Source organism: Stomatohabitans albus (genome assembly GCF_036336025.1).
GTDB classification, from domain to species: Bacteria; Actinomycetota; Nitriliruptoria; order Euzebyales; family Euzebyaceae; genus Stomatohabitans; species Stomatohabitans albus.
In genome coordinates this window covers 666,278-687,006 of sequence record NZ_JAYKKE010000001.1, presented here as the reverse complement: position 1 = coordinate 687,006, position 20,729 = coordinate 666,278, and the positions used below count along the sequence as shown (strand labels likewise).

Annotated in this window: 18 protein-coding genes and 2 pseudogenes; 8 read left to right on the top strand and 12 right to left on the bottom strand. The window is 51.5% G+C overall.

All coding sequences use genetic code 11. The features are described 5' to 3' along the window. Window positions 1–112: 112 nt before the first annotated feature. From VCU37_RS02975 to VCU37_RS02965, 3 genes are all read right to left on the bottom strand, one after another. Window positions 113–874 (bottom strand): hypothetical protein, encoded by a 762-nt coding sequence (locus tag VCU37_RS02975; RefSeq protein WP_336249141.1) that lies wholly within the window; start codon window positions 872–874, stop codon window positions 113–115. 116 nt (window positions 875–990) lie between these two features. Then, complete coding sequence (locus tag VCU37_RS02970; protein WP_336249140.1) at window positions 991–1,197, bottom strand: hypothetical protein; 207 nt, start codon at window positions 1,195–1,197, stop codon at window positions 991–993. 71 nt (window positions 1,198–1,268) lie between these two features. Then, window positions 1,269–3,335, bottom strand: a complete 2,067-nt coding sequence (locus VCU37_RS02965; protein WP_336249139.1) for a heavy metal translocating P-type ATPase — start codon at window positions 3,333–3,335, stop codon at window positions 1,269–1,271. A gap of 149 nt (window positions 3,336–3,484) precedes the next feature. Here VCU37_RS02965 and VCU37_RS02960 point away from each other — a divergent pair, with 149 nt between their 5' ends. From VCU37_RS02960 to VCU37_RS02950, 3 genes are all read left to right on the top strand, one after another. Next, window positions 3,485–4,471 (top strand): NADP-dependent oxidoreductase, encoded by a 987-nt coding sequence (locus VCU37_RS02960; protein ID WP_336249138.1) that lies wholly within the window; start codon window positions 3,485–3,487, stop codon window positions 4,469–4,471. Window positions 4,472–4,591: 120 nt separating this feature from the next. After that, complete coding sequence (locus VCU37_RS02955) at window positions 4,592–5,005, top strand: VOC family protein (protein WP_336249137.1); 414 nt, start codon at window positions 4,592–4,594, stop codon at window positions 5,003–5,005. Between the two features lie 68 nt (window positions 5,006–5,073). Continuing rightward, a complete protein-coding gene (locus VCU37_RS02950; RefSeq protein WP_336249136.1) occupies window positions 5,074–6,882 on the top strand; it encodes an ABC transporter ATP-binding protein in 1,809 nt (602 codons plus the stop codon). A gap of 13 nt (window positions 6,883–6,895) precedes the next feature. On the opposite strand, the gene VCU37_RS02945 is transcribed toward VCU37_RS02950, so the two are convergent. Both VCU37_RS02945 and VCU37_RS02940 read right to left on the bottom strand, forming a co-directional pair. After that, window positions 6,896–9,607: a cation-translocating P-type ATPase gene (locus VCU37_RS02945; RefSeq protein WP_336249135.1), complete on the bottom strand. Its 2,712-nt coding sequence runs from the start codon at window positions 9,605–9,607 to the stop codon at window positions 6,896–6,898. Window positions 9,608–9,855: 248 nt separating this feature from the next. Next, window positions 9,856–10,734 (bottom strand): M48 family metalloprotease, encoded by an 879-nt coding sequence (locus VCU37_RS02940; protein WP_336249134.1) that lies wholly within the window; start codon window positions 10,732–10,734, stop codon window positions 9,856–9,858. 185 nt (window positions 10,735–10,919) lie between these two features. Between VCU37_RS02940 and VCU37_RS02935 the strand changes: the two genes are divergently transcribed. From VCU37_RS02935 to VCU37_RS02925, 3 genes are all read left to right on the top strand, one after another. Further along, entirely contained in the window at window positions 10,920–11,735 is an 816-nt protein-coding gene (locus VCU37_RS02935; protein ID WP_336249133.1) for a helix-turn-helix transcriptional regulator, read from the top strand. A 73-nt stretch (window positions 11,736–11,808) separates the two neighbouring features. After that, the gene (locus VCU37_RS02930; protein WP_336249132.1) at window positions 11,809–12,225 is read left to right on the top strand and encodes a VOC family protein; all 417 of its coding nucleotides are present in this window, start codon (window positions 11,809–11,811) and stop codon (window positions 12,223–12,225) included. A 141-nt stretch (window positions 12,226–12,366) separates the two neighbouring features. Further along, window positions 12,367–13,215 carry an AraC family transcriptional regulator gene (locus VCU37_RS02925; RefSeq protein ID WP_336249131.1) on the top strand — a complete coding sequence of 283 codons (849 nt, stop codon included), beginning with the start codon at window positions 12,367–12,369 and terminating at the stop codon, window positions 13,213–13,215. Window positions 13,216–13,474: 259 nt separating this feature from the next. On the opposite strand, the gene VCU37_RS02920 is transcribed toward VCU37_RS02925, so the two are convergent. Beyond that, the gene (locus VCU37_RS02920) at window positions 13,475–13,759 is read right to left on the bottom strand and encodes a hypothetical protein (RefSeq protein WP_336249551.1); all 285 of its coding nucleotides are present in this window, start codon (window positions 13,757–13,759) and stop codon (window positions 13,475–13,477) included. A gap of 54 nt (window positions 13,760–13,813) precedes the next feature. On the opposite strand from VCU37_RS02920, the pseudogene VCU37_RS02915 reads away from it, so the two are divergent. Next, window positions 13,814–14,527 (top strand): annotated as a pseudogene (locus tag VCU37_RS02915) (class I SAM-dependent methyltransferase); the annotation flags it as partial. 219 nt (window positions 14,528–14,746) lie between these two features. Here the strand turns inward: VCU37_RS02915 and VCU37_RS02910 are convergent. Then, window positions 14,747–15,145 carry a winged helix-turn-helix transcriptional regulator gene (locus VCU37_RS02910; RefSeq protein WP_336249130.1) on the bottom strand — a complete coding sequence of 133 codons (399 nt, stop codon included), beginning with the start codon at window positions 15,143–15,145 and terminating at the stop codon, window positions 14,747–14,749. Between the two features lie 62 nt (window positions 15,146–15,207). Here VCU37_RS02910 and VCU37_RS02905 point away from each other — a divergent pair, with 62 nt between their 5' ends. Next, window positions 15,208–16,065, top strand: coding sequence for an SDR family oxidoreductase (locus tag VCU37_RS02905; protein WP_336249129.1), 858 nt, complete (start codon window positions 15,208–15,210; stop codon window positions 16,063–16,065). Window positions 16,066–16,167: 102 nt separating this feature from the next. Here VCU37_RS02905 and VCU37_RS02900 read toward each other — a convergent pair whose 3' ends face one another. The 5 genes and pseudogenes from VCU37_RS02900 to VCU37_RS02880 all read right to left on the bottom strand — a co-directional run bounded on the left by VCU37_RS02900 (window position 16,168) and on the right by VCU37_RS02880 (window position 20,724). Beyond that, window positions 16,168–17,265 carry an ImmA/IrrE family metallo-endopeptidase gene (locus VCU37_RS02900; RefSeq protein ID WP_336249128.1) on the bottom strand — a complete coding sequence of 366 codons (1,098 nt, stop codon included), beginning with the start codon at window positions 17,263–17,265 and terminating at the stop codon, window positions 16,168–16,170. A gap of 29 nt (window positions 17,266–17,294) precedes the next feature. Continuing rightward, on the bottom strand, window positions 17,295–17,588 hold the full coding sequence (locus VCU37_RS02895; RefSeq protein ID WP_336249127.1) for a type II toxin-antitoxin system RelE/ParE family toxin: 294 nt from the start codon (window positions 17,586–17,588) through the stop codon (window positions 17,295–17,297). A gap of 139 nt (window positions 17,589–17,727) precedes the next feature. Continuing rightward, window positions 17,728–18,354, bottom strand: a complete 627-nt coding sequence (locus tag VCU37_RS02890) for a 3'-5' exonuclease (RefSeq protein WP_336249126.1) — start codon at window positions 18,352–18,354, stop codon at window positions 17,728–17,730. A gap of 164 nt (window positions 18,355–18,518) precedes the next feature. Further along, window positions 18,519–18,969 (bottom strand): annotated as a pseudogene (locus VCU37_RS02885) (hypothetical protein); the annotation flags it as partial. Between the two features lie 483 nt (window positions 18,970–19,452). Continuing rightward, window positions 19,453–20,724 carry a nucleotide-binding domain-containing protein gene (locus VCU37_RS02880; protein WP_336249125.1) on the bottom strand — a complete coding sequence of 424 codons (1,272 nt, stop codon included), beginning with the start codon at window positions 20,722–20,724 and terminating at the stop codon, window positions 19,453–19,455. Window positions 20,725–20,729: the final 5 nt, after the last annotated feature.

The window sequence follows — 20,729 nt, the reverse complement described above, 5'->3', positions numbered from 1 at the left end:
TCCTCTATCCATCACCCATCGGACGATGAGTGTGCATACACCATATGGTGCGCATCGTTAACGTTTGCCTGGGTAATCGGATAGAAACGGTAAAAATAAAGGGTGAGTTAATTTAGTTTTTGGTTTCCAGTTTGTTGATTAATTCAGCTATATCTGTCTCTGTTCGTTCTTTATAGATCTGATTTAGTTCAGATATACCTGTACTCGGCTGCCATCTCCAACGTTTTCCTATTGCATCGGTGTAATCAATGCAGTAAATATCATATTTATTATTAATAAATATCGGGAAGAATGGTTCTTCTAGTGGCCTAGGCATTACTGCAGTATGGTTTGGATGTCTAATGAAATATTTCCCTGGAGGAAGGAATCGTATATAAAAATATCCTTCTACATATTCTTTAATTCTTTGAATTTCATCCTGTCTGTAGGGTTTTCTGTGGAAAGTATATTTTGATTTATAGTATATCTCTATATTAAAGAATAGTGTTTCGGATGTGTTAGATATAACAATACCTTCATCTCTATTCCACCCATCAGGATCAACGGTTTTATCTGTGGAAGGAATTCCTTTCTTTACTCCTGATACCCACCAAGCAGTTAATCGAACTAAGTCTCTATTTCTTTTTTCTTCTTCATTGCTTTTAAATGTATAATAGGCAGTAAATACAGAAATAATTCCAATTAATGTTACTATATTAGCAATAATAGTAGTATGATTGCTACATTCTTCTAAGCTGGTAATACATTTAGATAGCGAATACGGCAAATAAATACTACATACTAGTGCTGCTAATATCAAAGAATGTACTAATACTTGGCATAGGATATTCTTTATAGTTGGGCCTCTATTGGTCGTATCGGCATCAAGAGTCATGGTACATCCAAACACCTATTAGTAATTACAGGCGTTAATATACAAGAGGGTGGGCACGATCCTAAAATCGTGCCCACCCTCTTAGGTGAACGGCGTTACGCCGTCGTGTCTTTCAATTAGACCAGTGCGAGAAGACGATCCTCTACAGGGGTTTCTTCTTCGTCGTCGAGGGGGTGGGTTTGGCCTGGGACGTGGTGGGCCTGTACTTCTTCGTCGTCAAGCGGGTGGGTTTCACCAGGGATGTGGTGAACAGAAATCGTGTAGATCTCTTCGGTTTCTTCGATGGGGTGGTTGCCGCCGCCGGGGATGTGATGTGCGTTCATATGCATTTCCTTACCTTTATCAGTGTGTTGGTTCACCACAAATACAACTGTGATGAATGGTTTCCTGTCGATTACGAAGCCGTGGTCATGGGTGTCGTGGAAGAACCACTCTCTTCATGGTTTTGGTCGTGCGCATGGCCATCGTTTTGGTCGTGCGCATGATCGTGGTCGTGGTCGTCGTCTGCAAGGGCACACGTATCGACATAAAACTCACGAGCCGAAATCTCAGGTTTATCCACTCTACCAGCCCGAACACCATTCATGATGACAAGTATTTCTGCAAACTCATGGGCAAACACAACTGCCGCGAGTCCAAGTACCCCAAAGACAGACAAGGGCAGGAGAATAACGATGATGGCCAGGCTCATCACAATGTTCTGAATCATGATCCTGCGACCACGGCGCGCATGGTCAATGGCGAGTGGCAAGAGGCGCATGTCATGGCCGGTGAAGGCCACATCAGCGGTTTCAATGGCAGCATCTGAACCGGTTGCACCCATGGCGATACCAAGGTCAGCACTCGCCAACGCAGGCGCATCGTTAATACCATCGCCAACCATGGCGGTAGAAATATTGGCATTGAGTTCAGCAATCGCTGCAGCCTTATCTTCGGGTTTCAACTCTGAACGCACGTCATCAATACCAGCTTGGGCTGCAAGGGCCTGGGCGGCGCGGTCATTGTCGCCAGTCAACATCGTTACACCGATACCACGCTCCTTAAGTGCGGCGATAACGGCGGGTACCTCTGGACGAAGCTCATCGCGTACACCAATTGCCCCAACCGTGACACCATCCCGTTGAACGATGACAACCGTCATGCCCTCAGCTTCAAGGGCTTCAACGTCTTTGGCCGCCTCAGCAGCATCAAGCCACCGTGGGCTACCAACGGTCACCATAGATCCGTTGACCAAACCAGTCACGCCTTCACCGGCACGTTCTTCAACGTTCGTTGCTTCAAATACCTTTGGTGCAGCCTTCACAATCGCATTTGCGAGGGGGTGGGTGGAATGGGCTTCGAGCGCAGCAGCCCAGCCAAGAACCTCAGCACGGTCAGCATCCCGAACCAAAACTAAACGGGTGACGGTGGGAATATTACGGGTGAGCGTACCGGTCTTATCAAGGGCGATGTGGTTGATGTCACCAAAGCGTTCAAAGGCCGCACCAGACTTAATGACAACACCGAACTTTGAGCTGGCACCAATGGCACTGACCACCGTTAATGGAACCGAGATGGCAAGCGCACAAGGTGATGCAGCCACGAGTGTCACAAGCGCACGAGTAACCCACAAGGACATATCGCCGGTAACCAGCGTGCCGATGATCGCAACGAGGGCGGAGATAGCTACAATCCCAGGCACGAGTGGGCGAGCCAAGCGATCAGCCAAGCGAGCACGATCGCCCTTTTCCAACTGAGCCTGTTCAATAAGGTCAACGATGGTAGTCAGTGAGTTATCGGTGCCCGCATTTGTTGCTTCAACCTCAAGCACACCGGAAGCATTAATTGAGCCGGCGTACACAAGATCACCAGGCACGACCTCAACGGGGATGGATTCGCCGGTAATGGCAGAGGTATCAACACTTGAGTGGCCGACGAGGATTACCCCGTCTGTTGCGATGCGTTCACCAGGACGAACCTTAATGACATCACCAACAAGGAGGTCTTTCACATCAACCTCGACCGCTTCACCGTTTTGGATGCGTGTGGCGGTCTCAGGAACGAGTTTAAGGAGCTCACGCAACCCAGAACGCGCCTTTTCCATGGCCTTGCTTTCTAAGGCTTCCGAAAGGGAGTACAAAAAGACCAGCGCTGCGGCTTCTTCAACGTAGCCTAAGGCGATAGCTCCAATCGCACTGATGGTCATAAGTAACCCAACACCAACAAACCCCTTTGTGAATAGGAGTTTCAGGGTGTTTGGTACGAAGGTGTAAGCACCGAGCACGAGCCCAATCCAAAAGAGGACGTGTGCAATGGTGTGCATGGATGATGGTGCAAACCATTCAATACCCATGCCTGAAAGGAATGCGACACCGGAGAAAATGGGAATCAAGACGTTGATGTCTTTAAACCAGGACAGGGTGTCGGAATTCGTTGTTTCTACAAGCGTAACTTCGTCTTTGCCACAACATGAAGCGCTCATGGGATTCACCAGGTTTCGGGAGTCAGTGCGATATATAGGGACAATCGCATGTGTTGTAATCAAATATATGCGAATATACGCATATGTCAAATTATTTGGCGAAAAAACTTAGGATCGCTTAAGAGAAGTGGCGAGCTAAGGGAGGCCAAATGTCCGATCTGACCACATGTCGAGCTGTTCGCTATTACCGGTATGGGGACCCAGACGTACTCCGAGTTGAGTCCGTCAACCCTCCCCAGCCACTGCCATATGAAGCACTCGTTGAAGTCGCGGCATCCAATATCAACAACATGGATGTTATGGTGCGGTCTGGCCGGGTGCGGGTGATTCAAGGTGCCGGTTTCCCGAAAGGTATCGGGTTTGACTATGCTGGCATTGCCCGTAAAGTCCCAACGAATTGGCGTTCAATTCGTACCGGAATGCGGGTTTGGGGGATCGTGATGAACCCAGGCCGGTCCGGGGCGATGCAATCGATGATCACCACACATCGGTGGGTGATTGGACGAGCCCCAGAGAATCTCACGCTTGTTGAAGCCGCAGCACTGCCGTCAGCCGGGCTCACCGCAATGCAGTGCCTGCGTGTCCTGAAGTTTCAGCCAGGGCTCAGGTTGCTTGTCGTTGGCGGAAATGGCGGTATCGGGTCGACGGTTATCCAGCTTGCACGCCACTACACCGACAAGATTGATGCTGTAGTTGGTCACAACGGTGAGGTTGCTCGTGAGGCGGGAGCAGAAACCCTGTTTAACTATCATGACCTTACCCCTGCTGATATTGAAGGCCAATATGATGCCATCTTGGGTGCCGCCGAACTACCCAATTTGCACGAGTACCAGCATCTTCTCGTACCTGGCGGCATCATGGCCACGGTTGCCCCAACCAACCCACCAGCCCTTGTGAACTCACTGCTCGCTGAGGGCCTGCGCATTCGGGTCGTAACAACCATTCCTCGGAACCAAGATTTGCAGCGATTGACTCGGATTGTTGAAGCTGGGATTATTCGCCCCGTCATTAGCGAAACCTATCCGGTTGATCGGGTTATTGAGGCCTTTACTGACTTCGAAACAGCATCTGCAGGTGGTAAACGCGTAATTGTGTTCAACGAATCCCTTGATTCAGCAGAACTGTCGCACGAATAAAAGGCACTCAATCCTGGCTAAGAGTTAGGTATCACCTTGCGTAGTGCGCGAGGGTCCACCGAGTCGTATTAGTGTTGTGCAGAAATGATGCCGAACGGGCATCTCATGAAAGGATTACTCGTGGAAACCACAGATTATCTCGCCCCCTATATCCGATTCCAAGGCAAATGCCGCGAGGCCATGGCCTTTTACCTGGAGGCGTTTGGTGGCGATCTGTCTATGACGAGCTTTGAAGAAGCTGGCGTCATCGAAGCGCCTCATCCTGAGTACATCATGCATGCCCAGCTGATCACGCCGGAAGGCATGACCTTCATGGGCACCGATGGTGCGGGTGAGCCCGTTTCCTATGGCACCAGTATCTCATTGGCTATCGTGACCGAAGACCATGATCGTGGTCATATTCTCTTTGACGCCTTGTCAGAAGGTGGTGAGATTGACGTGGAACTTGAAAAGCAGATGTGGGGTGCGGAGTTTGGTGCGGTTGTTGACAAGTTTGGTGTCAACTGGATGTTTAATATCAGCCCGAACGAATAGTACTCACTAGCGTCATGCACCCAGAATGATCTGGGTGCATTTGTTTGTCGTGCCATATCGGGGTTTCTATGAACACCAACAAGACTGATGACTCACCACGAGACAAAGCGGTGCTTAAACGCGAAAACATATATCTTCTGTGGGCATTCGCCAGACCCCACATAAGTATTTTAATTCTGGGTGTAGTCGTAGGTTTGATTGGAACGGTCTCATCACTGGCAACACCGATGGTGACAAAGCTGATTCTAGATTCCTTGGGTACTGGTCAGTCGCTAGCACAACCTATTACATTGCTTGTTGTTGTCCTTGTCATTGGACTTATCGCAATGTTTATACAGTCAGTTATGTTGGGGCGGGTTGCTGAAACAGTTGTTTATGATGCGAGCGCGCAGTTGGTGAAACGATTTATCCGCGCGAAGTTATCACTTGTTCAACAGTTTGGTGCTGGTGAATTGGTTACCCGTATTACAAGTGACACGGTGTTATTGCGTGAATCAACAACATCGTCGATTTCCCTACTCATTAATGGGTTGATTAGTTTAATTGGCACCGTTGTATTGATGGCATTGCTGGACTGGGTACTACTCGTAGTGACCATTGTTGCGGTTGTACTTATTGGCGTGATGTTGCTCATACTTGTGCCAAAGATTGGTCAATACCAAAAACTTGCCCAAGATGAAACCGGAAAGGTAGGAGCTGCGCTTGTAAGTCGTATTAACGCTATCCGAACGGTTAAATCGAGTGGTGCGGAACAGCGTGAGATTAGTCGCATTCTTAGCCATGCGGAAGCAGCGAAAGCATTCAGCATCAAGGCCATTTGGATTTCTGCATTCACCCTGCCAGTGGCGGGCGGTGGGATGCAACTCGCCATTATTGGCATCCTTGCGCTCGGGGTCTGGCGGGTCAGTATCGGTGCGCTCAGCGTCTCTGCCCTCGTTGCCTTTTTGCTCTACACCTTCAACTTAGTTGACCCGATTGGCAGCCTGACCTCAGCATTTATGGAGTTACAGTCAGGATTAGCCGCAGCGGAAAGAATTCGAGAGACAGCCGGACTAGACCCCGAAGAACTCGACGAGTTACCCAACAAGACACGAGACGACAACGACCCATCACAGGTAAAAGCTGTTACCACAAACTGTGGTACCCCATCGGCAGTTATTCAGTTGCGTGACGTGACCGTCACCTATGCTGATGAATCAACGCCGGTACTCAACCAGATCAGTCTCGACATTCCACGCACGGGCCATACCGCTATTGTTGGACCGTCAGGGGCGGGCAAAACCACCGTTTTTTCTGTACTCCTGCGCCTGATCGATATTGATGCTGGAATGATCCTTTTGGACGGCTCTTCCTATGATGAGCTCACGGTTCGTACTGTCCGTCGTGCAATGGCCTACGTCGAACAAGAAACACCTGTCATAGATGGCTCCATCCGTGACAATGTGCTGTTTCGTTTTGACGATGGCACGGATCAAGAAGCCTGGGATGCGCTTAAGCAGGTTCAACTCGACCAAAAAGTACGAACCTTACCTGGGCAATTGGACGCCCTTATCAGCAGTACAAATCTATCTGGAGGGGAGCGGCAACGACTCGCCGTTGCCCGTGCCCTTGTGCGCACACCGGCAGTACTTCTCTTAGATGAAGCAACTGCTCAACTTGATGCGGTTACCGAAGCCGCGATTCAGCAAGTGATTAGAGATCAAGCCAAACGTGGTGCCGTGATCACCATTGCCCATCGGCTCTCAACGGTTCAAGATGCCAACCGGATCATCGTGCTTGAATCTGGCAGGGTACGCGCACAAGGTTCTCACCAGCAGCTTCTTGCAGATGATGAGCTGTACCGCACCTTTGTTGAAGCGATGATGATTAACGAATAAAGATCGCAGGTGTTCAGTGAGACTGGCGTAACCAGGCCTTAGCAGCTTCAACAATCAAGAAGATGAGTGCTGAAAAGCCAGCGGCTAGTCCCCACGGGAGGATCCCGATGGGTGCAGAGGCGAACCAGGCCTGCATAAATGGGGCGTAGGTAAAGAGCAAGTGGAGTGCCATCATGATGCCAACAGAAATCCAGATTGTTGGGTTGCCCGTGAGTACTCGTGGTGTGAAGGCAGAAGTATTCAACAGTCTGCAGTTAAAGAGATAGGCACCCTGGCCAAGAATAAGAAGCGTTACCGCAGTAGTTCTCGCAGTCGGCAGGTCACCGCTTAAGTCAAGGGTAATCAAGAAGGATGCCAGCGCAGCCGCACCAATCAACAGAGAGGCAAGGAGCACGAGCCACAACGATGAACGGTTCAAAATCTGTTCATCTTTGGGGCGCGGTGGTCGGTTCATAATGCCTGGTTCCGCAGGCTCAGTAGCCAGGGCCAGTGACAAGGTGATGGCATTGACCAGATTGACCCACAGAATCTGGAGTGGGGTCAATGGGAGGGTGTACCCGAACACAATCGCTGAAAGAATCACCAAGGACTGGGCCCCATTTGACGGCAATAAGAACACAACCGACTTTCGGATATTGTCATAGATCCGTCTACCTTCCTCAACAGCCCGTTCAATGGTGGCAAAGTTATCGTCAGCCAGCACAATGTCGGCTGCTTCTTTTGTAGCTTCCGTACCCTTAATTCCCATGGCCACACCGACATTGGCACGAGTAATCGAGGGCGCGTCATTCACCCCATCCCCGGTCATTGCCACAACCTCATCGTGGGATTGCAAAGCACGAACGATACGTAACTTATGCTCAGGTGACGTGCGGGCATAGATATCTACATCGCGCACAACCTGGCAGAGTTCGTCCTGTTTCATGCGCTCAATATCTGCACCCGTTAAGGCTTCAACCGGGCCTTCTTGTGGGGCAATCTTTAATTCACGGGCGATTGCGGTTGCCGTACCCTTGTGGTCACCGGTGATCATCTTCACCCGAATACCGGCTTGGTGGGCTCGGTCAATGGCCTCCATAACTTCCGGGCGTGGTGGGTCAACAATGCCAACCAAACCAAGGAATGTAAGCCCTTCATCAAGATCGCTATGGGTTAAATCGGTTAACCCCTCACCGGGAAGTGATGCAGCCGCAAGTACACGAAGGCCCTGGTCGGTCAATGTTTCTAGTTGTTCTTCCCACATGGCTCGGTCAAGGGGTACACGCTTGCCTTCAGGGCTGCGCTGATACGTTGAACGGTCAAGGAGTCGGTCGGGGGCACCGGCGGCATGTACAACACGCTCTGTTCCCGTAGCTGTTGGCACATCATCCAAGGTTGCTGAGAACTTATGCGTTGACTCAAAGGGCACATGGGCTACCCGGGTAACCCTATCAATATTGACCCCAGCTTTGGTGGCCAGCACATCAAGCGCACCTTCTGTGGGTTGTCCAACAACACGCCAGCCAACTGCGGTTTGTTCAATGCCGGCATCGTTACTGACCCCACCCGCAATGACGAGTTCGGCGAGGCCACGGTGATCAGCCAACGCCGCATTACTCCCGTCAGGCGCGACGACTCGACCCTCCGGGTCATATCCGGTTCCCTCTACGCGGTAGGTGCCTTCAGTAGTAATAACAACCCGAGCAGTCATCTCATTTTGGGTGAGCGTGCCGGTTTTATCCGAACAAATGGTCGTCACTGCACCCAACGTTTCAACAGATTCCATTTTTCTGGTAATCGCATTACGTTTAGCCATTTGTTGTACACCCAACGCCAATGTGATGGTGACAAGGGCAGGGAGACCTTCAGGAACCGCAGCTACGGCAAACCCAATGGCGGCTTCAAGCAATTCTTCTGTTGGGGCATCATGGATGAGGCGACCAACGAGCACCATCGCAACGGTTAATACTCCAATGAGGATAGAGAGCTGTTTACCAAGGTGGGCAAGTTGGCGGTTAAGTGGTGTCGCAATCGTTTCTTGATCTGCGACAAGGGTAGAAATCTTGCCAATCTCCGTGTGCATGCCAGTAGCCACCACGACACCAACACCTTCACCGGCCGTCAAAATGGTGCCGGAGAACAGCATGCTTGCACGGTCACCAACCCCTGCTTCACGTGAAACCGGCTCTGGGCTCTTTTCACTCGGCTCTGATTCGCCTGTTAACGCCGCCTCATCAAGGCGCATGTTGGTACCACGGAGAAGCCGGAGATCTGCAGGTACGCGATCTCCAGCTCTGATTCGCACGAGGTCACCAGGAACCAATGTGGCGGCATCAACGAGCACCCATGCACCATCTCGGCGCACCTGGGCATCTAACGACTGCATCTGTTTCAGGCTTGATAGTGCTGAAGCGGCGCGGCCTTCTTGAATGACTCCGATTACAGCTGTCGCAATAACAACTACGGCAATAACCGTGAAATCGACCCACTCACTATTAATCGCCTTTAAGACCGCGGCACCCATCAAAATATAGACAAGGATGTCGTCAAACTGATCTAATAGGCGTCGCCACCAGGGCGTGGCTTCGGGTGAAGGGAGTTCATTCCTCCCATAGGCGGCCAACCTTGATTCGGCATGTTCCCTGGTTAAGCCCTCTTCACTGGTCTCTAACTGGCTAAGGGCGTCTTGGGATGATAGTGCCCACGGTTGCTCAAGGTTGATCGGTGATGGGAGAATGTCAGACATTACTTCAACCTTATCGTTGCACTACTGGACTCCGTGTTGGTTAGCCCCGAGAGCTCTAGGCACGGAGACCATCAAGCGTGTCTATTCCTGTGCGATGACCCAGGGATAGTTGCAACTTGCCAACTCCCTAGACATGCCAAAGGGTTCCACCTATTCATGAATATGGTGAAGCAGAGGTAGCAATACACAGCTATGCATAAAAGGGTTCTCTACAAGTCTCATAGTGAGAACCCCTTGTATCGGATTCGTTAAGCCTTCTTGAATTGTGTGAAATAATCGTCATGGAAGAGCTCACGGTGATCAGGGACCACACGATCCTCAGGCCGCTCCAATAAGCCATCCGTGTCAAGGCGACGGAGACGTTCAGGAGGCGGCACCTGATCAGCACTCCACTTGGCAAGAAAACCCATTAATCCTTGATTCATCCTGGCAACACGGTTTTGTTCATCAGGGTTGACATAGGGGTAGTTGTCTTTGCCGACGGCACAGAGGGCAAGAGCATCAATCGTGCCCTCAGGAACAACGGTTGCCGCATAGGCGTCAGCAGTGAACTCAAGGTTTCGAATGATGAGGGTTTTGGTGCCTAGCATCCCCATGGCTGCAGCGGAGAAGAGGAGCCAGCGCTTCTTGTGGTGGTTAGCAACAAAATGTCCGATCTGATGGGCAAGCATGAATCGAACAGCATTTGGCGTGTTGTTTTCACGTGAACCGGCAAGAAAGTCAGTGCCAAGGACGATTGCGTTACGTAAGCCCGGGTTCAAGGTGCACGGGTCAACGCTGGGATCTCGAATCAAGAAGATGGGCGGTGTTGGTGAGATACCGGCCTGGGCGCAGAGTTCGTTAGCTAAGCGAAATACCTCGGGGTACTGGTCGGCTGTAATACCGACATAATTCAGGCGAGCTTTCGCAACCTTGTAGCGATGGAGCAAGAAGCTACCAAAGGGGAATGCAATTGCAGCTCCAACCGCTGATAAGACCTTTTCGTCTATGTCAGGTTGAAGGAATACCAGGACGGCGAGCGCAACTAACAGGACCGTTGCGATCGCTGAAAGAGTCAGCTGGAAGTTCCCAAAAGAGATCTTCTTTTGAAGGACTTGATTATTTGCGATGTTGTCTAATTTTGTCACTAAAAACCTAACGTGTACTGGTCAAAGCGGTTGCTAGTCACTAGGACCGGGCCTTACCTGGCCCCTTGGATGTGCACGCTAAGCCTAGCTGGTTTATGAGAAATATTGCATGTTCGCCATAGAATCAGTTGATTCGTACCATTCGTTGTGAAGGTGTTTGTGGTTCACCTTCCTATACTGATGACATGGCTGATCTCCTGGACCCACATGGTGTTACGCCGCATGCTGTCGGCGTTGTGATTCGGGCGATGACCTTTCTAACCGCCAACCTTGGCCAACCGCCGACAATGCCTGAATTGGCCGAAGAACTGGGCTATTCAACGGCACACTTCACTCGCATGTTCAGCGCCGTCATGGGGGTATCGCCGAACGCATGGCTGGCAACCCAACGCTTCAAGACGGCTAAAGAGCTCATCTTTCATAACCACGCATCGATTACCGACATTGGGATTGGGTTGGGGTTTAGTTCGCTCGGCACATTCAGTCGACGTTTCCATGCGGAGGTTGGACTTTCACCACGTGCATTCAAGCGGGTAGGCGATATGTTCACCGATTATCCCGTTCGTCATCTTCATCTTTGTGGCACAACTCCCGGTGGCAGTCGGGTTGAAGGTGACGCGGTACTGCCATCAGGAGCAGAATCGCTGGATGTGTATGTTGGGCTCTTCCCGAATCGTGCTGCCAAGGGCATTCCAGAAACGGGCACACTTCTACCACGGGGGCAAACCCGAGTAGTGTTTCATAACGTGACACCGGGGGATTATTGGGTGCTAGCAACCGCTATTTCTCCGAGCGATATGGCTCAGCAAATCCTTACTGACCGGCCTATCCAAGGCGGTATTCCGCTCAGGGTGTTACCACCGGGAAGGTCAACTAGACCGTTCAAGGTTGTGCTTGCTGACCCCAAGGACTTACCTGCTCATATTGTTATCACCCTTCCAGTGCTCACATCGCGTGCCTTTGTTGATGAAGCACGAGTATTCGAACCCGAAGGTAGTTGAGCGCAGAATCGGATAAGTGTCTACTCCTGAGAACGGTACGGTCAGGGAATCCGAAACAATAGAGGAGAAACCCATGGCTAATCGGACGCTTGTCCCTTTTATTCGCTTCTCAAAAGGTGAGTGCAACGATGCGGTCACGTTCTACCAACAGGTTTTAGGTGGTGAACTGGTCGTTACTACGTTTGCTGAGCATGGCATTGACAGCGTAGAGGATCCATCAAAAGTGATGTGGTCGCAGTTATCAATTAATGATGCATTTGTATTGATGGCCTCAGATGGATTAGGGGAAACATTTACGCATGGCACAAATGTGTCACTCAGCATGTTGTTTGATGACCTCGAACTCGCACAACGCACATTTGCACAATTGTCAGAAGGCGGTGAAATCCAGGTTCCTTTTGGGCTTCAATCCTTTGGCCAATATGGTGACTTTATTGACCGGTTTGGGGTTCACTGGATGGTGTTCACCAACGACGGGAGTGAAGATTAACTCATCCGTGGTTGGAGACAGGCGCGATCAACTGGTTGCGCCTGTTCATGTTTATTCATGGCGTGGCTCGCCTTATGGTGCACAGAAAGAGAGGATGTACAGAAACGTGGCTCCTACACTCCGTTTTGTAAGGAGGAAGTGATGAAGTGGGTTACGCATTTTAATACGTCCATTGAACATATTGAGGCGAACTTGTGTGGTGAGATTAGCTATGAAGAGTTGGCCCGGATTGCGCAGTGTTCGTCATTTCACTACCAGCGGATGTTTGCTTACCTTGCTGGCATCCCATTGGGCGAATATATCCGACGTAGGCGCATGTCATTGGCTGCTACCGACTTGCAACACAGTGACCAAACGGTGCTGCAAATTGGTCTGAAGTATGGGTATGCATCACCAACGGCGTTTAATCGTGCGTTTCAGTCTGTGCATGGGTTGAGCCCATCAGCGGCTCGTCAACAAGGTGCCATCTTGACGTCCTACCCACCGATTCACTTCACGCTCACGGTTAAAGGAGTCGAAAAAATGAACTATCGAATTGAGCACAAGGATGCGATTCGGGTTGTTGGCCGGAGTGTTGAACTCAGTCAGCGCATGGAAGAAAACGGGCCGATATTTAGACAAGCCTGGGAAGATGCGGTCAGTGATGGCACGCTGGAGAAGCTATCAGCCATGATCAACGCCGAACCATTTGCTTGCCTTGGGCTGACAACCATGGATGGCCAGTCAGCTAAGTATTGGGTTGCAGTCCCCAGTACTAAAGAACCCACTGACGGTTTAGAAGCCTTCATCGTGCCCGCGTTGACCTATGCCGTTTTTGAAGGCAAAGGTGTGCACGACACGATGACCCAACTCTTTCATGACATCATGGTTGATTGGCTTCCAAACTCTGGGTTTGACTATGCCGGTGGCCCAGACATCGAGGTGTATATCGAGCCTGATCCAGAGACGGGACGCTATGAGGTTTGGATTCCTGTGGCAAAAGCTGCGTGACAGGTTGTGCCGTATACATACGTGTTGTAGGGCAAGGCCAAGCACATAAAGCCATCTATTTTGGCTGGTCAGATATGGTTAGGTTAGGGTAGTTGCTTGCTGCGCGCAGTGGTGTAGGCCAGGTGGGGTGTGTATTGGCCAAACGGTTGGATGGGTAAAGGTGACAGTGCGTATATCGTGCATCTGAGATGTAGCAGAAAGGCGAATGATGTCACACACCCGCGATTACGATCACAACGATTCACACCATCACGACAATTCACACCATCACGAGCATCATCATCACGGCCATCACCACCACAGTGAAAAACATGGTGATGGCCATAGTCAAGGGCATGGCGAGCATCACGGCGAGGGGCGCCGAGGTTGTTGTGGTGGCAAAGGTCATGGGCATGGACACCATACGCATGGTGAAGGCAAGGGTGGGTGTTGCAAAGGCCACGGCCATAGTGGGAAGGGTCACGGCGAGGGCCACAGCCATCACGCGCACGGCGAGCATGAACATGGTAGTCACAGCCATCATGGCCACAGTAAGCATAGACATGGGCACGGTGATCATCCTCACCACTTCAGGCCGGAGGTAGGCCGTGAGGTTCATGAGAGTTGGATTGAGATTATCCAGGGTTTGATCAATCCCAAGGGCAAGGATGTGGTTGATATTGGTAGTGGGGCTGGGGTGTATGTGCGTGGGTGGCTGCGCATGGGTGCCAGCAGTGCAACCGGTGTAGATACGAACGAAGTCAGTCTCGAAGTGGCCCGTGAGGCGGCTGCGGCCGGGTCAAACCAGCGCCACGTTCTTGGTAATGCAAGTGCAACAGGCCTGAACGATGCCAGCGTCGATGTGGTCTTTATTCGTGCAGCGTTGCATCATTTGGAGGATTTTGATGGGTTTGCCCGCGAGGCTGCACGTATTTTGCGCCCCGGCGGCAAGGTGATTATTCAGGATTTTACTGAGGATAATCATGCGCAACCGGGGAGCAATACTTACCCCTTTGGCTACCAGGTTGAGATGCTGCCGGCCTTGCGCGAACGTCGATCTCATATGGCGGTGACTAGCCAGGTCGTGCATGACCTAGTAACCAGCGCTGGCTTGAGTGACGTTACCGAACAAGAAGTGTGGGAAACCCGGCATGTATACGACACCGTTGAGGCGTATATCGAGGCATTGCGTGATGGGTCTGAACTCCGGTTTACCCGTGGAATCGACGAAGCTGAGTTGATGGCCATGGTTGACCAGCTGGGCGAACGCCTCACCCCTGGCAAGGTGGTTGACGCGGACCATTGGACTATTTGGACTGCCACCAAAGCCTAGGCCAGACCTATTCTCTGTTTCTAAACGCAAACCCAGTATGAAAAGCAGCTCCTGGGTCAGCTGGTGCTCTCTGCTGGCCCGGGGTGCTTTGGTTTGGCCCGGGTATAGGTTGGTTCATGGTGTTGGCTGTCTGAGCTGAGATTCAACGCATAGTTGCGGTATTCAACACAAGTGAGCCTGGCAGTGGATAGCCGTGAGTAGCCCGCAGGGGTTGGTCCTCTAGCTAGTGGGCATAGGTGCAGCACGTGGTGCGCTGCCGTTGCGAGATGCAGGGGTGGGTGATCGGTGTCCGGTGGTGAGGGCCGCGTCAGGGGTTTGTTCACCCCAGGTATTCATGGCGTCGAGCACCGGGCGGAGGCTTTCACCCAGGCTAGTGAGGGCATATTCAACCCGTGGGGGTACCTCGGCATGGGCGGTTCTGGTGATCACGCCATGGGTTTCAAATTTACGTAGCCGGCTGGTGAGGGTGTGTGCGCTGATCCCTGGCAGAGCACTACGGAGTTCGTTAAATCGGCGCGGGCCGTGGAGGAGTTCACGGATGATCAGGGTTGCCCATGGGCCGTCGAGGAGGATAAGACAACGGGCTACCCCACATGCTGGGAGTGCGCGCTCAGTCATTATTTGTAAAACTCCTTGTAGTGCAGTTGATGTAACTAGTGCAATGATTGTACTAATGAGGCATGAACTATCTTGTGCATGGGGCCAGTGGGGCCCAAGGATCTCCTGTATGTAAGGCACTTTTGGCTCGCGGGCATCATGTGCTCGGGGCGGTGCGCCATGTTGACCAGGTACCACCAGGCGTGAAAGGTGTGACTGTGGACCTCGGTGATGTCAATACGTTGAAAGACGCGTATGCCCAAGTTGATGGGGTATTTGTGCATCTGCCGTTGGGTGGGGCAGATGAGTTGGTTACCTATGCAACCAATGTGATTGCCGCCGTTGAGGCCGTTCGACCCAGCCGAGTGGTGGTATCCACCAGTGGGCGCGTGATTGACCGGCCCGACCTGTGCTTACAATCCCCACCCGAATCAGCCATTCAAGTCTTGTTGGAAGGTCTTGGAAAGAGTGGTATTTCTGTGGCAGTGATTGCTACACGCCTCTATCTCGAAAACCTGTTATTGCCTGTGGTGCAAGACGATGTTCAAGCCGAAGGGGTATTGCACTATCCCGTGCCTGCCACCTTGCGGGTGTCGTGGTGTTCGCATTTAGATGTGGCCGATGTGGCCGTTCGCCTCTTTGACTCTCCAGCGGTTGAAGGTGTGGTGGGGCTTGGCCATCTCCCTGGGCTGACCGGCGAAGATTTGGCCACAGGATTTAGTGAGCACCTTGGCAAACCGGTCTTTTATGAGGCCATCACCCCCGAAGCTTTTGGGAAACGCCTTGAGCCGGTTTTCGGCCCCGAATCTGCCCATGCGGTTACCCTCATGTACAAAGCTATCGGCGCCAACACCGACAACGAACTCGTGCGCCGCACCGCCGCCCAAAACGTCCTCGGCTACACCCCACGTAGTGTTGCTACCTGGCTACGCGAGATGTGACGTAACCTCTCTCCAACGATGAAGGTAGACAAAGGTAACGTTTCAGGCCCAGAACGTTACATGGACTTACCTTCGTCTTGAGAATTGGAAAACGAAAAGCGCCTAGGTAGTGGGGGTGATGACAAGACGGTTATCAACCAGTCTGGTTTCAAGGTTCACCGGACGCTTAAGTTTATGCCCCCAGCTAAAATCACGGGTTTTTCGCTGAGCTTGACCGAGTACCAAGCTTGGTGCGATGTCTAGCTCTGTGGCGAGGGTTTTGATGGCTTCGATATCTCGGTTTTCAGGGAGACGAGCTTGGTAGAGCTCTGGGACCAACGTTGAAGCTGCAAAGGCATTGGCCTCTTCTTCAACCATGGATTCATCATCCAAAAGATAGAGATCGTTGTCTCCGTGCAAGAGTACATGGCCAATTTCATGGAAGAGGGTAAACCAGCACTGATCGTCCTTTTTACCTCGCAAAGACAGCTGAATAACTGGGGTGTTGTTGACCCAGTGTGTTGCCCCATACGTGCCAAAACCTGGGATTGGTGGCACTAAACACAACACCACACCAACAGATTCAAGTGTGGCGATGGCCTCGGGTATCCCTTCTTCCGGCATTTTGCTGGTTAACGAACGTAACAGGGGTATATGGGCTTCTAGTCCGGCTTTGGTATAGGGCGGGAGATCTTCAATTGTTTTAGCGTGGTGCTCGGCAATCATGAGCCAGGTGGCTAGGGCATAGGACTGATTGTGTTGCACGGCTACACGCCGATAGGCAATGGAACTATCAGCCCAGCTGGGATTGAACGCATCCAAGGTTGCAATCTGTAAAAAGCTCAAGAGCTCTTGGATGATGCCGGGTTTATCTGAGTTTGGTGAGCTGATAATACCCAGGGATTGGAGGTATTTAATTGGAAAAAGCTTGGCGATTTCCCATTGTGGGAGCAATGCTTCACGTGCTTCAATATGGGCCAAGTCAGCACGGTAGCCAGCTTCGTGTTGATTCCAGATACGGGCAGGAACACCGGTCACGTGTTCGAGGCTGATTGCCATCTGATGGGTCAGAGGGGTCTTACCCCTTAAGAGTTCACTCACATGTTTTCGAGATACCCCAAGCCGACGAGACAGCTCGGCGGCGTTGATGCCTTCTTCGTCAATCCACTCTTTGATAACGTCGCCGGGGGTAACGACGTATGGCAGGCGTGTGATAGCCATGGCTGCTCCTTTCTTGGTTTGGTGATTGGCTAGTGGTAATCCTCAACGGCTATGACCGTGACGGTGATGCATTGAGATTCGTCGGGTTCAATGATGAGTCGCCAGTTTCCTGTTAAGCGTGCTGACCACTGTCCTGATCGATCTGCGGTTAACGGTTTCCAGTGGCCTATATCTTCTAAGAGATCATCAGTGTGTTGAGCGCGGGTGAGGGAGGCAATACGGATTTTGAGTGTCTTGGCGACCTTGGCGCCAAGTTTGCGCTGCATATAGCGCTCATCGGTACAAATGCGCTCTAGCTCCTTACTCGCAAATGCAACCCTCATGCATACATGTTACCTATCGGGTAACATATCTCAAGTCTTAGGGGGAAATCAAAAGATGAAGGTGGGGCAATGTAACTTTTCCGGCCCAGAACGTCACATGGCCTTACCTTCATCTTAGGAATTGGGTATGAAGGGGCTGCTATTGGTCTTGGGGGGTGATCACAACGAGTTCGTCTCGGGCCCTGGTCATGGCCACATAAAGCAGGGAGCGTTCGCGCAGGTCGGCGTCGGCCTGTAAAGAGGTGTCCCAGTTTTTGATGCGTTCTTTGAAATATCCCGGCCAAATCCCATGGCCAGCAATCACGACCTTTGAGAACTCCAGCCCTTTGGCTCGGTGCATGGTCATCACAGGTACCTGGCCAGGCTGGGGGCGTTCACGGTCTACGCTTCTTGCCGGAATATCGTTCAACGCCAACGCCTCGACCATGCGATCTCGGCTGCGTTGATCATGGACCAATACCCCAATGGTTTCTGGGGCAACACCAGGCGCATTCTCCTTCCCCAAAGGGGCAAGCCAGCCCTGGATAGCAGCAACGACTTCTTCAACTTCTTGCTCACGAGAATCCACGGATTTAAACACGGGAACTGGCCCTGATCGGGCAGAACGATAGCCCGTGGCTTCTACGGATTCGTCAAGGTCTAGGTCGCGGTAGTCCCCACCCTCTAGGGTTTGCAAGGCCGCACTCAAGTTCTCGCGGGTGGTGCGATAATTCAAGGTGAGGCGACGAGAGCGCCCGGTGATCTTAATGCCATGGTGACTCAACACGATGCGCTGGCCATAAATGCGTTGGTGAGCATCTTCAGCGATAAAGAGTCAGACCAAGCTGCCAGAGAGAGGTATTCAACGTGTATGGCCAAACCTTGCGAGGCTTAAATCAGGGTAGCTGAGAGGTTTTCTTAAACCCGTTATGCGGACTTTTAGTGTGTTCGTCGCTTCTTCAGCAAGCTTTTCGCTTCCTTGACATCGGCGGCTGCCCCCGCCATGCGGCTGGCAACAAGAAATGATGAATGCCCTCGTTGAGCTCGTTACCTACACGGTAGGCATCAACCTCCTCACTCAGGCTGGTAACCGGGATGTCTCGCGCCGGAGTGGTGCCAGGCCTTCTCTTTTTGCTGTGCCGTTGAATACACCACATGGCAAGCACTGATAAGTGAATTGCCTCGCCGCAAATGTAAACCATGGGGCGACCAGCCCGCTCAGTATCGTGTCTAACCACAAGGGAATTTCAGCCAGCTCCACTGCCGTGGCGTTAAGGCTTACACCATACACATTGTGTGAGACGATCTCGGCTCTGGTGCGCTGAAGTTCTCTGTGGTATTCCTCTGGGCAGATAGCTTCACACAATACTTCTTGACGCCGGTACAAATAGCGTTCATCCACCTGGCGGGTGGCCTCCATAGCGGATGCCCCCGACCCAAGAGCCGGTTCGGGAACGGGAGCAGGTTGGATACAAAGCTAGGTTGCTGGCCAATTGCCCGATTGAGGTTGAAATGGCTTGTGGCTAGGTGAGACTCGATGTCGCGTGTGAGCGTGATTTCATGCGGAGAACGAACGAGGCGAGCATACTGCATGCCAGTTGCTTGGTCGTGCAGGCTACCCCGTTAGGTCGAGACTGAATCTGATGCCAAATGGTTGAGTCAATGGTGAGTTCGAGTTCGCCCTAGCCGCATGAGGCAGCGCGATAATGTGCAAAATCTTCGGTTAAGGGTGAAGCTGCGCTCGCGGAGAAGGTGCGCCAGCGCCAGTTAGTTTCCGGCCGGCACACTCATCCGGAAACGGACGGACGTGCTTGTGCACCCACCTTTCAGTGTCGAAGGTGGGGCGTCAAAAGGTTTAGGGAAGCGTCAAAATATGCAGTGAAACTTACTCAATTGGGACAGATATATGTGCTCGAGCCACAAGAGCTCCGTCTTTTATGGCGTAGCACTCTACAAAGTGATCGCCGTAAAAATCGCTACTTTCTTCCAAGCTCTGACTTCCGTTGTCATCCAGGATTGATCCGCGAATCATGTCTCGCTCGCGAGCTTGATCGCCTTGGTTCAGAACCTTCCATTTGAGTTCAAAAGGCTCAGGAACGTCACAGAAAGTTACTTTGAAAATTAGCTTCCGATCGTGCGGCAACCGTAAGCGCCTGCGTAACAAATCGGAGAGCCACGTAGATTCTTCCTGACTCTTAACGCTGCAATCAATGTCAAGCGTATATCGAATATTTTGAGGGTAGTAGTCTTCAATAAACTGTTCAGTGTCAACGTAATCGCGATTGCGGCTCTTTTGGGCATCGGAAAGCGGGACTGGCTTACCCAGAAGTTCACGCCATCGCTGTGCGTATGAAACGGATTCCTCAGATTCGAAGGCCTTCATGGCGAGTTCGTGAGCAGCTGACGCTTTCCGCTGGAAGGCTTGCTTTACGCGCACTTGTTGGTTGCTTCCAGGTGCTAGATAGTAGCTCTTGCAAGGCTCGTTGGATAGCCAGTCAAGGAAGTCAGCGAACATTTGGTCATAGTATTTCCCGTTTTGATATTGCTCATTATGCTTCAGAAAATTGAAAGCTAAGGTATCGATCAGTAGGCCACCGATGTGCACATCGTGCTTGTTCTTCCATGAGCGAGTTAATCGACAAAGCGCCCTTAGGGAGCCCGATGATTCGGCGTTGAAATCTTTTATGGCTTCAATTTCCTTGCGTGGTTTAGTGCGAAGCCATAATTTCTTTTTCGTGTCTGGGTAAGCAAAATCTCCATCTTTTTCTTGAAAAACAGGTTGGACTTCGAAAGTAAAGTTCTGGAATTTGACAGCAACAACTAGCTGGCTAACGGAGACGTCTGTCGTTGGGTAACGTCTGACAATCGCATCCTTCGTACGTTTAAGGGCACGGTAAGGACCCTCAGGCGATCTATATTTGTTTCGTAATTTAGATGGAAGAGTATAAAGCAAATCCAGATCAGAAACCCCATCAATTGCAGTGTGGCGACCGTAGGAACCTACCATCAACCGATGAGCAGTCGAGCCTGGGTCTCCTTCTCGGTATTCGCCGTTCAACGACTTGGTGATCTCGTCTCGCCTATTAGCGATTTCTTGGTAGTTGGATACTTTCAGGTTTTCGAGGATCTGGTCGAAAAGCTCAGCCGAAGACAGCATTGGTT

Excerpts from the sequence above, each read along its gene's own strand:
- VCU37_RS02975 (WP_336249141.1), bottom strand. The coding sequence starts at position 874 with ATGACTCTTGATGCCGATACGACCAATAGAGGCCCAACTATAAAGAAT.
- VCU37_RS02970 (WP_336249140.1), bottom strand. The coding sequence starts at position 1,197 with ATGAACGCACATCACATCCCCGGCGGCGGCAACCACCCCATCGAAGAA.
- VCU37_RS02965 (WP_336249139.1), bottom strand. The coding sequence starts at position 3,335 with ATGAGCGCTTCATGTTGTGGCAAAGACGAAGTTACGCTTGTAGAAACA.
- VCU37_RS02960 (WP_336249138.1), top strand. The coding sequence starts at position 3,485 with ATGTCCGATCTGACCACATGTCGAGCTGTTCGCTATTACCGGTATGGG.
- VCU37_RS02950 (WP_336249136.1), top strand. The coding sequence starts at position 5,074 with ATGAACACCAACAAGACTGATGACTCACCACGAGACAAAGCGGTGCTT.
- VCU37_RS02945 (WP_336249135.1), bottom strand. The coding sequence starts at position 9,607 with ATGTCTGACATTCTCCCATCACCGATCAACCTTGAGCAACCGTGGGCA.
- VCU37_RS02935 (WP_336249133.1), top strand. The coding sequence starts at position 10,920 with ATGGCTGATCTCCTGGACCCACATGGTGTTACGCCGCATGCTGTCGGC.
- VCU37_RS02930 (WP_336249132.1), top strand. The coding sequence starts at position 11,809 with ATGGCTAATCGGACGCTTGTCCCTTTTATTCGCTTCTCAAAAGGTGAG.
- VCU37_RS02925 (WP_336249131.1), top strand. The coding sequence starts at position 12,367 with ATGAAGTGGGTTACGCATTTTAATACGTCCATTGAACATATTGAGGCG.
- VCU37_RS02920 (WP_336249551.1), bottom strand. The coding sequence starts at position 13,759 with ATGTCTATGCTTACTGTGGCCATGATGGCTGTGACTACCATGTTCATG.
- VCU37_RS02910 (WP_336249130.1), bottom strand. The coding sequence starts at position 15,145 with ATGACTGAGCGCGCACTCCCAGCATGTGGGGTAGCCCGTTGTCTTATC.
- VCU37_RS02905 (WP_336249129.1), top strand. The coding sequence starts at position 15,208 with ATGAACTATCTTGTGCATGGGGCCAGTGGGGCCCAAGGATCTCCTGTA.
- VCU37_RS02900 (WP_336249128.1), bottom strand. The coding sequence starts at position 17,265 with ATGGCTATCACACGCCTGCCATACGTCGTTACCCCCGGCGACGTTATC.
- VCU37_RS02895 (WP_336249127.1), bottom strand. The coding sequence starts at position 17,588 with ATGAGGGTTGCATTTGCGAGTAAGGAGCTAGAGCGCATTTGTACCGAT.
- VCU37_RS02880 (WP_336249125.1), bottom strand. The coding sequence starts at position 20,724 with ATGCTGTCTTCGGCTGAGCTTTTCGACCAGATCCTCGAAAACCTGAAA.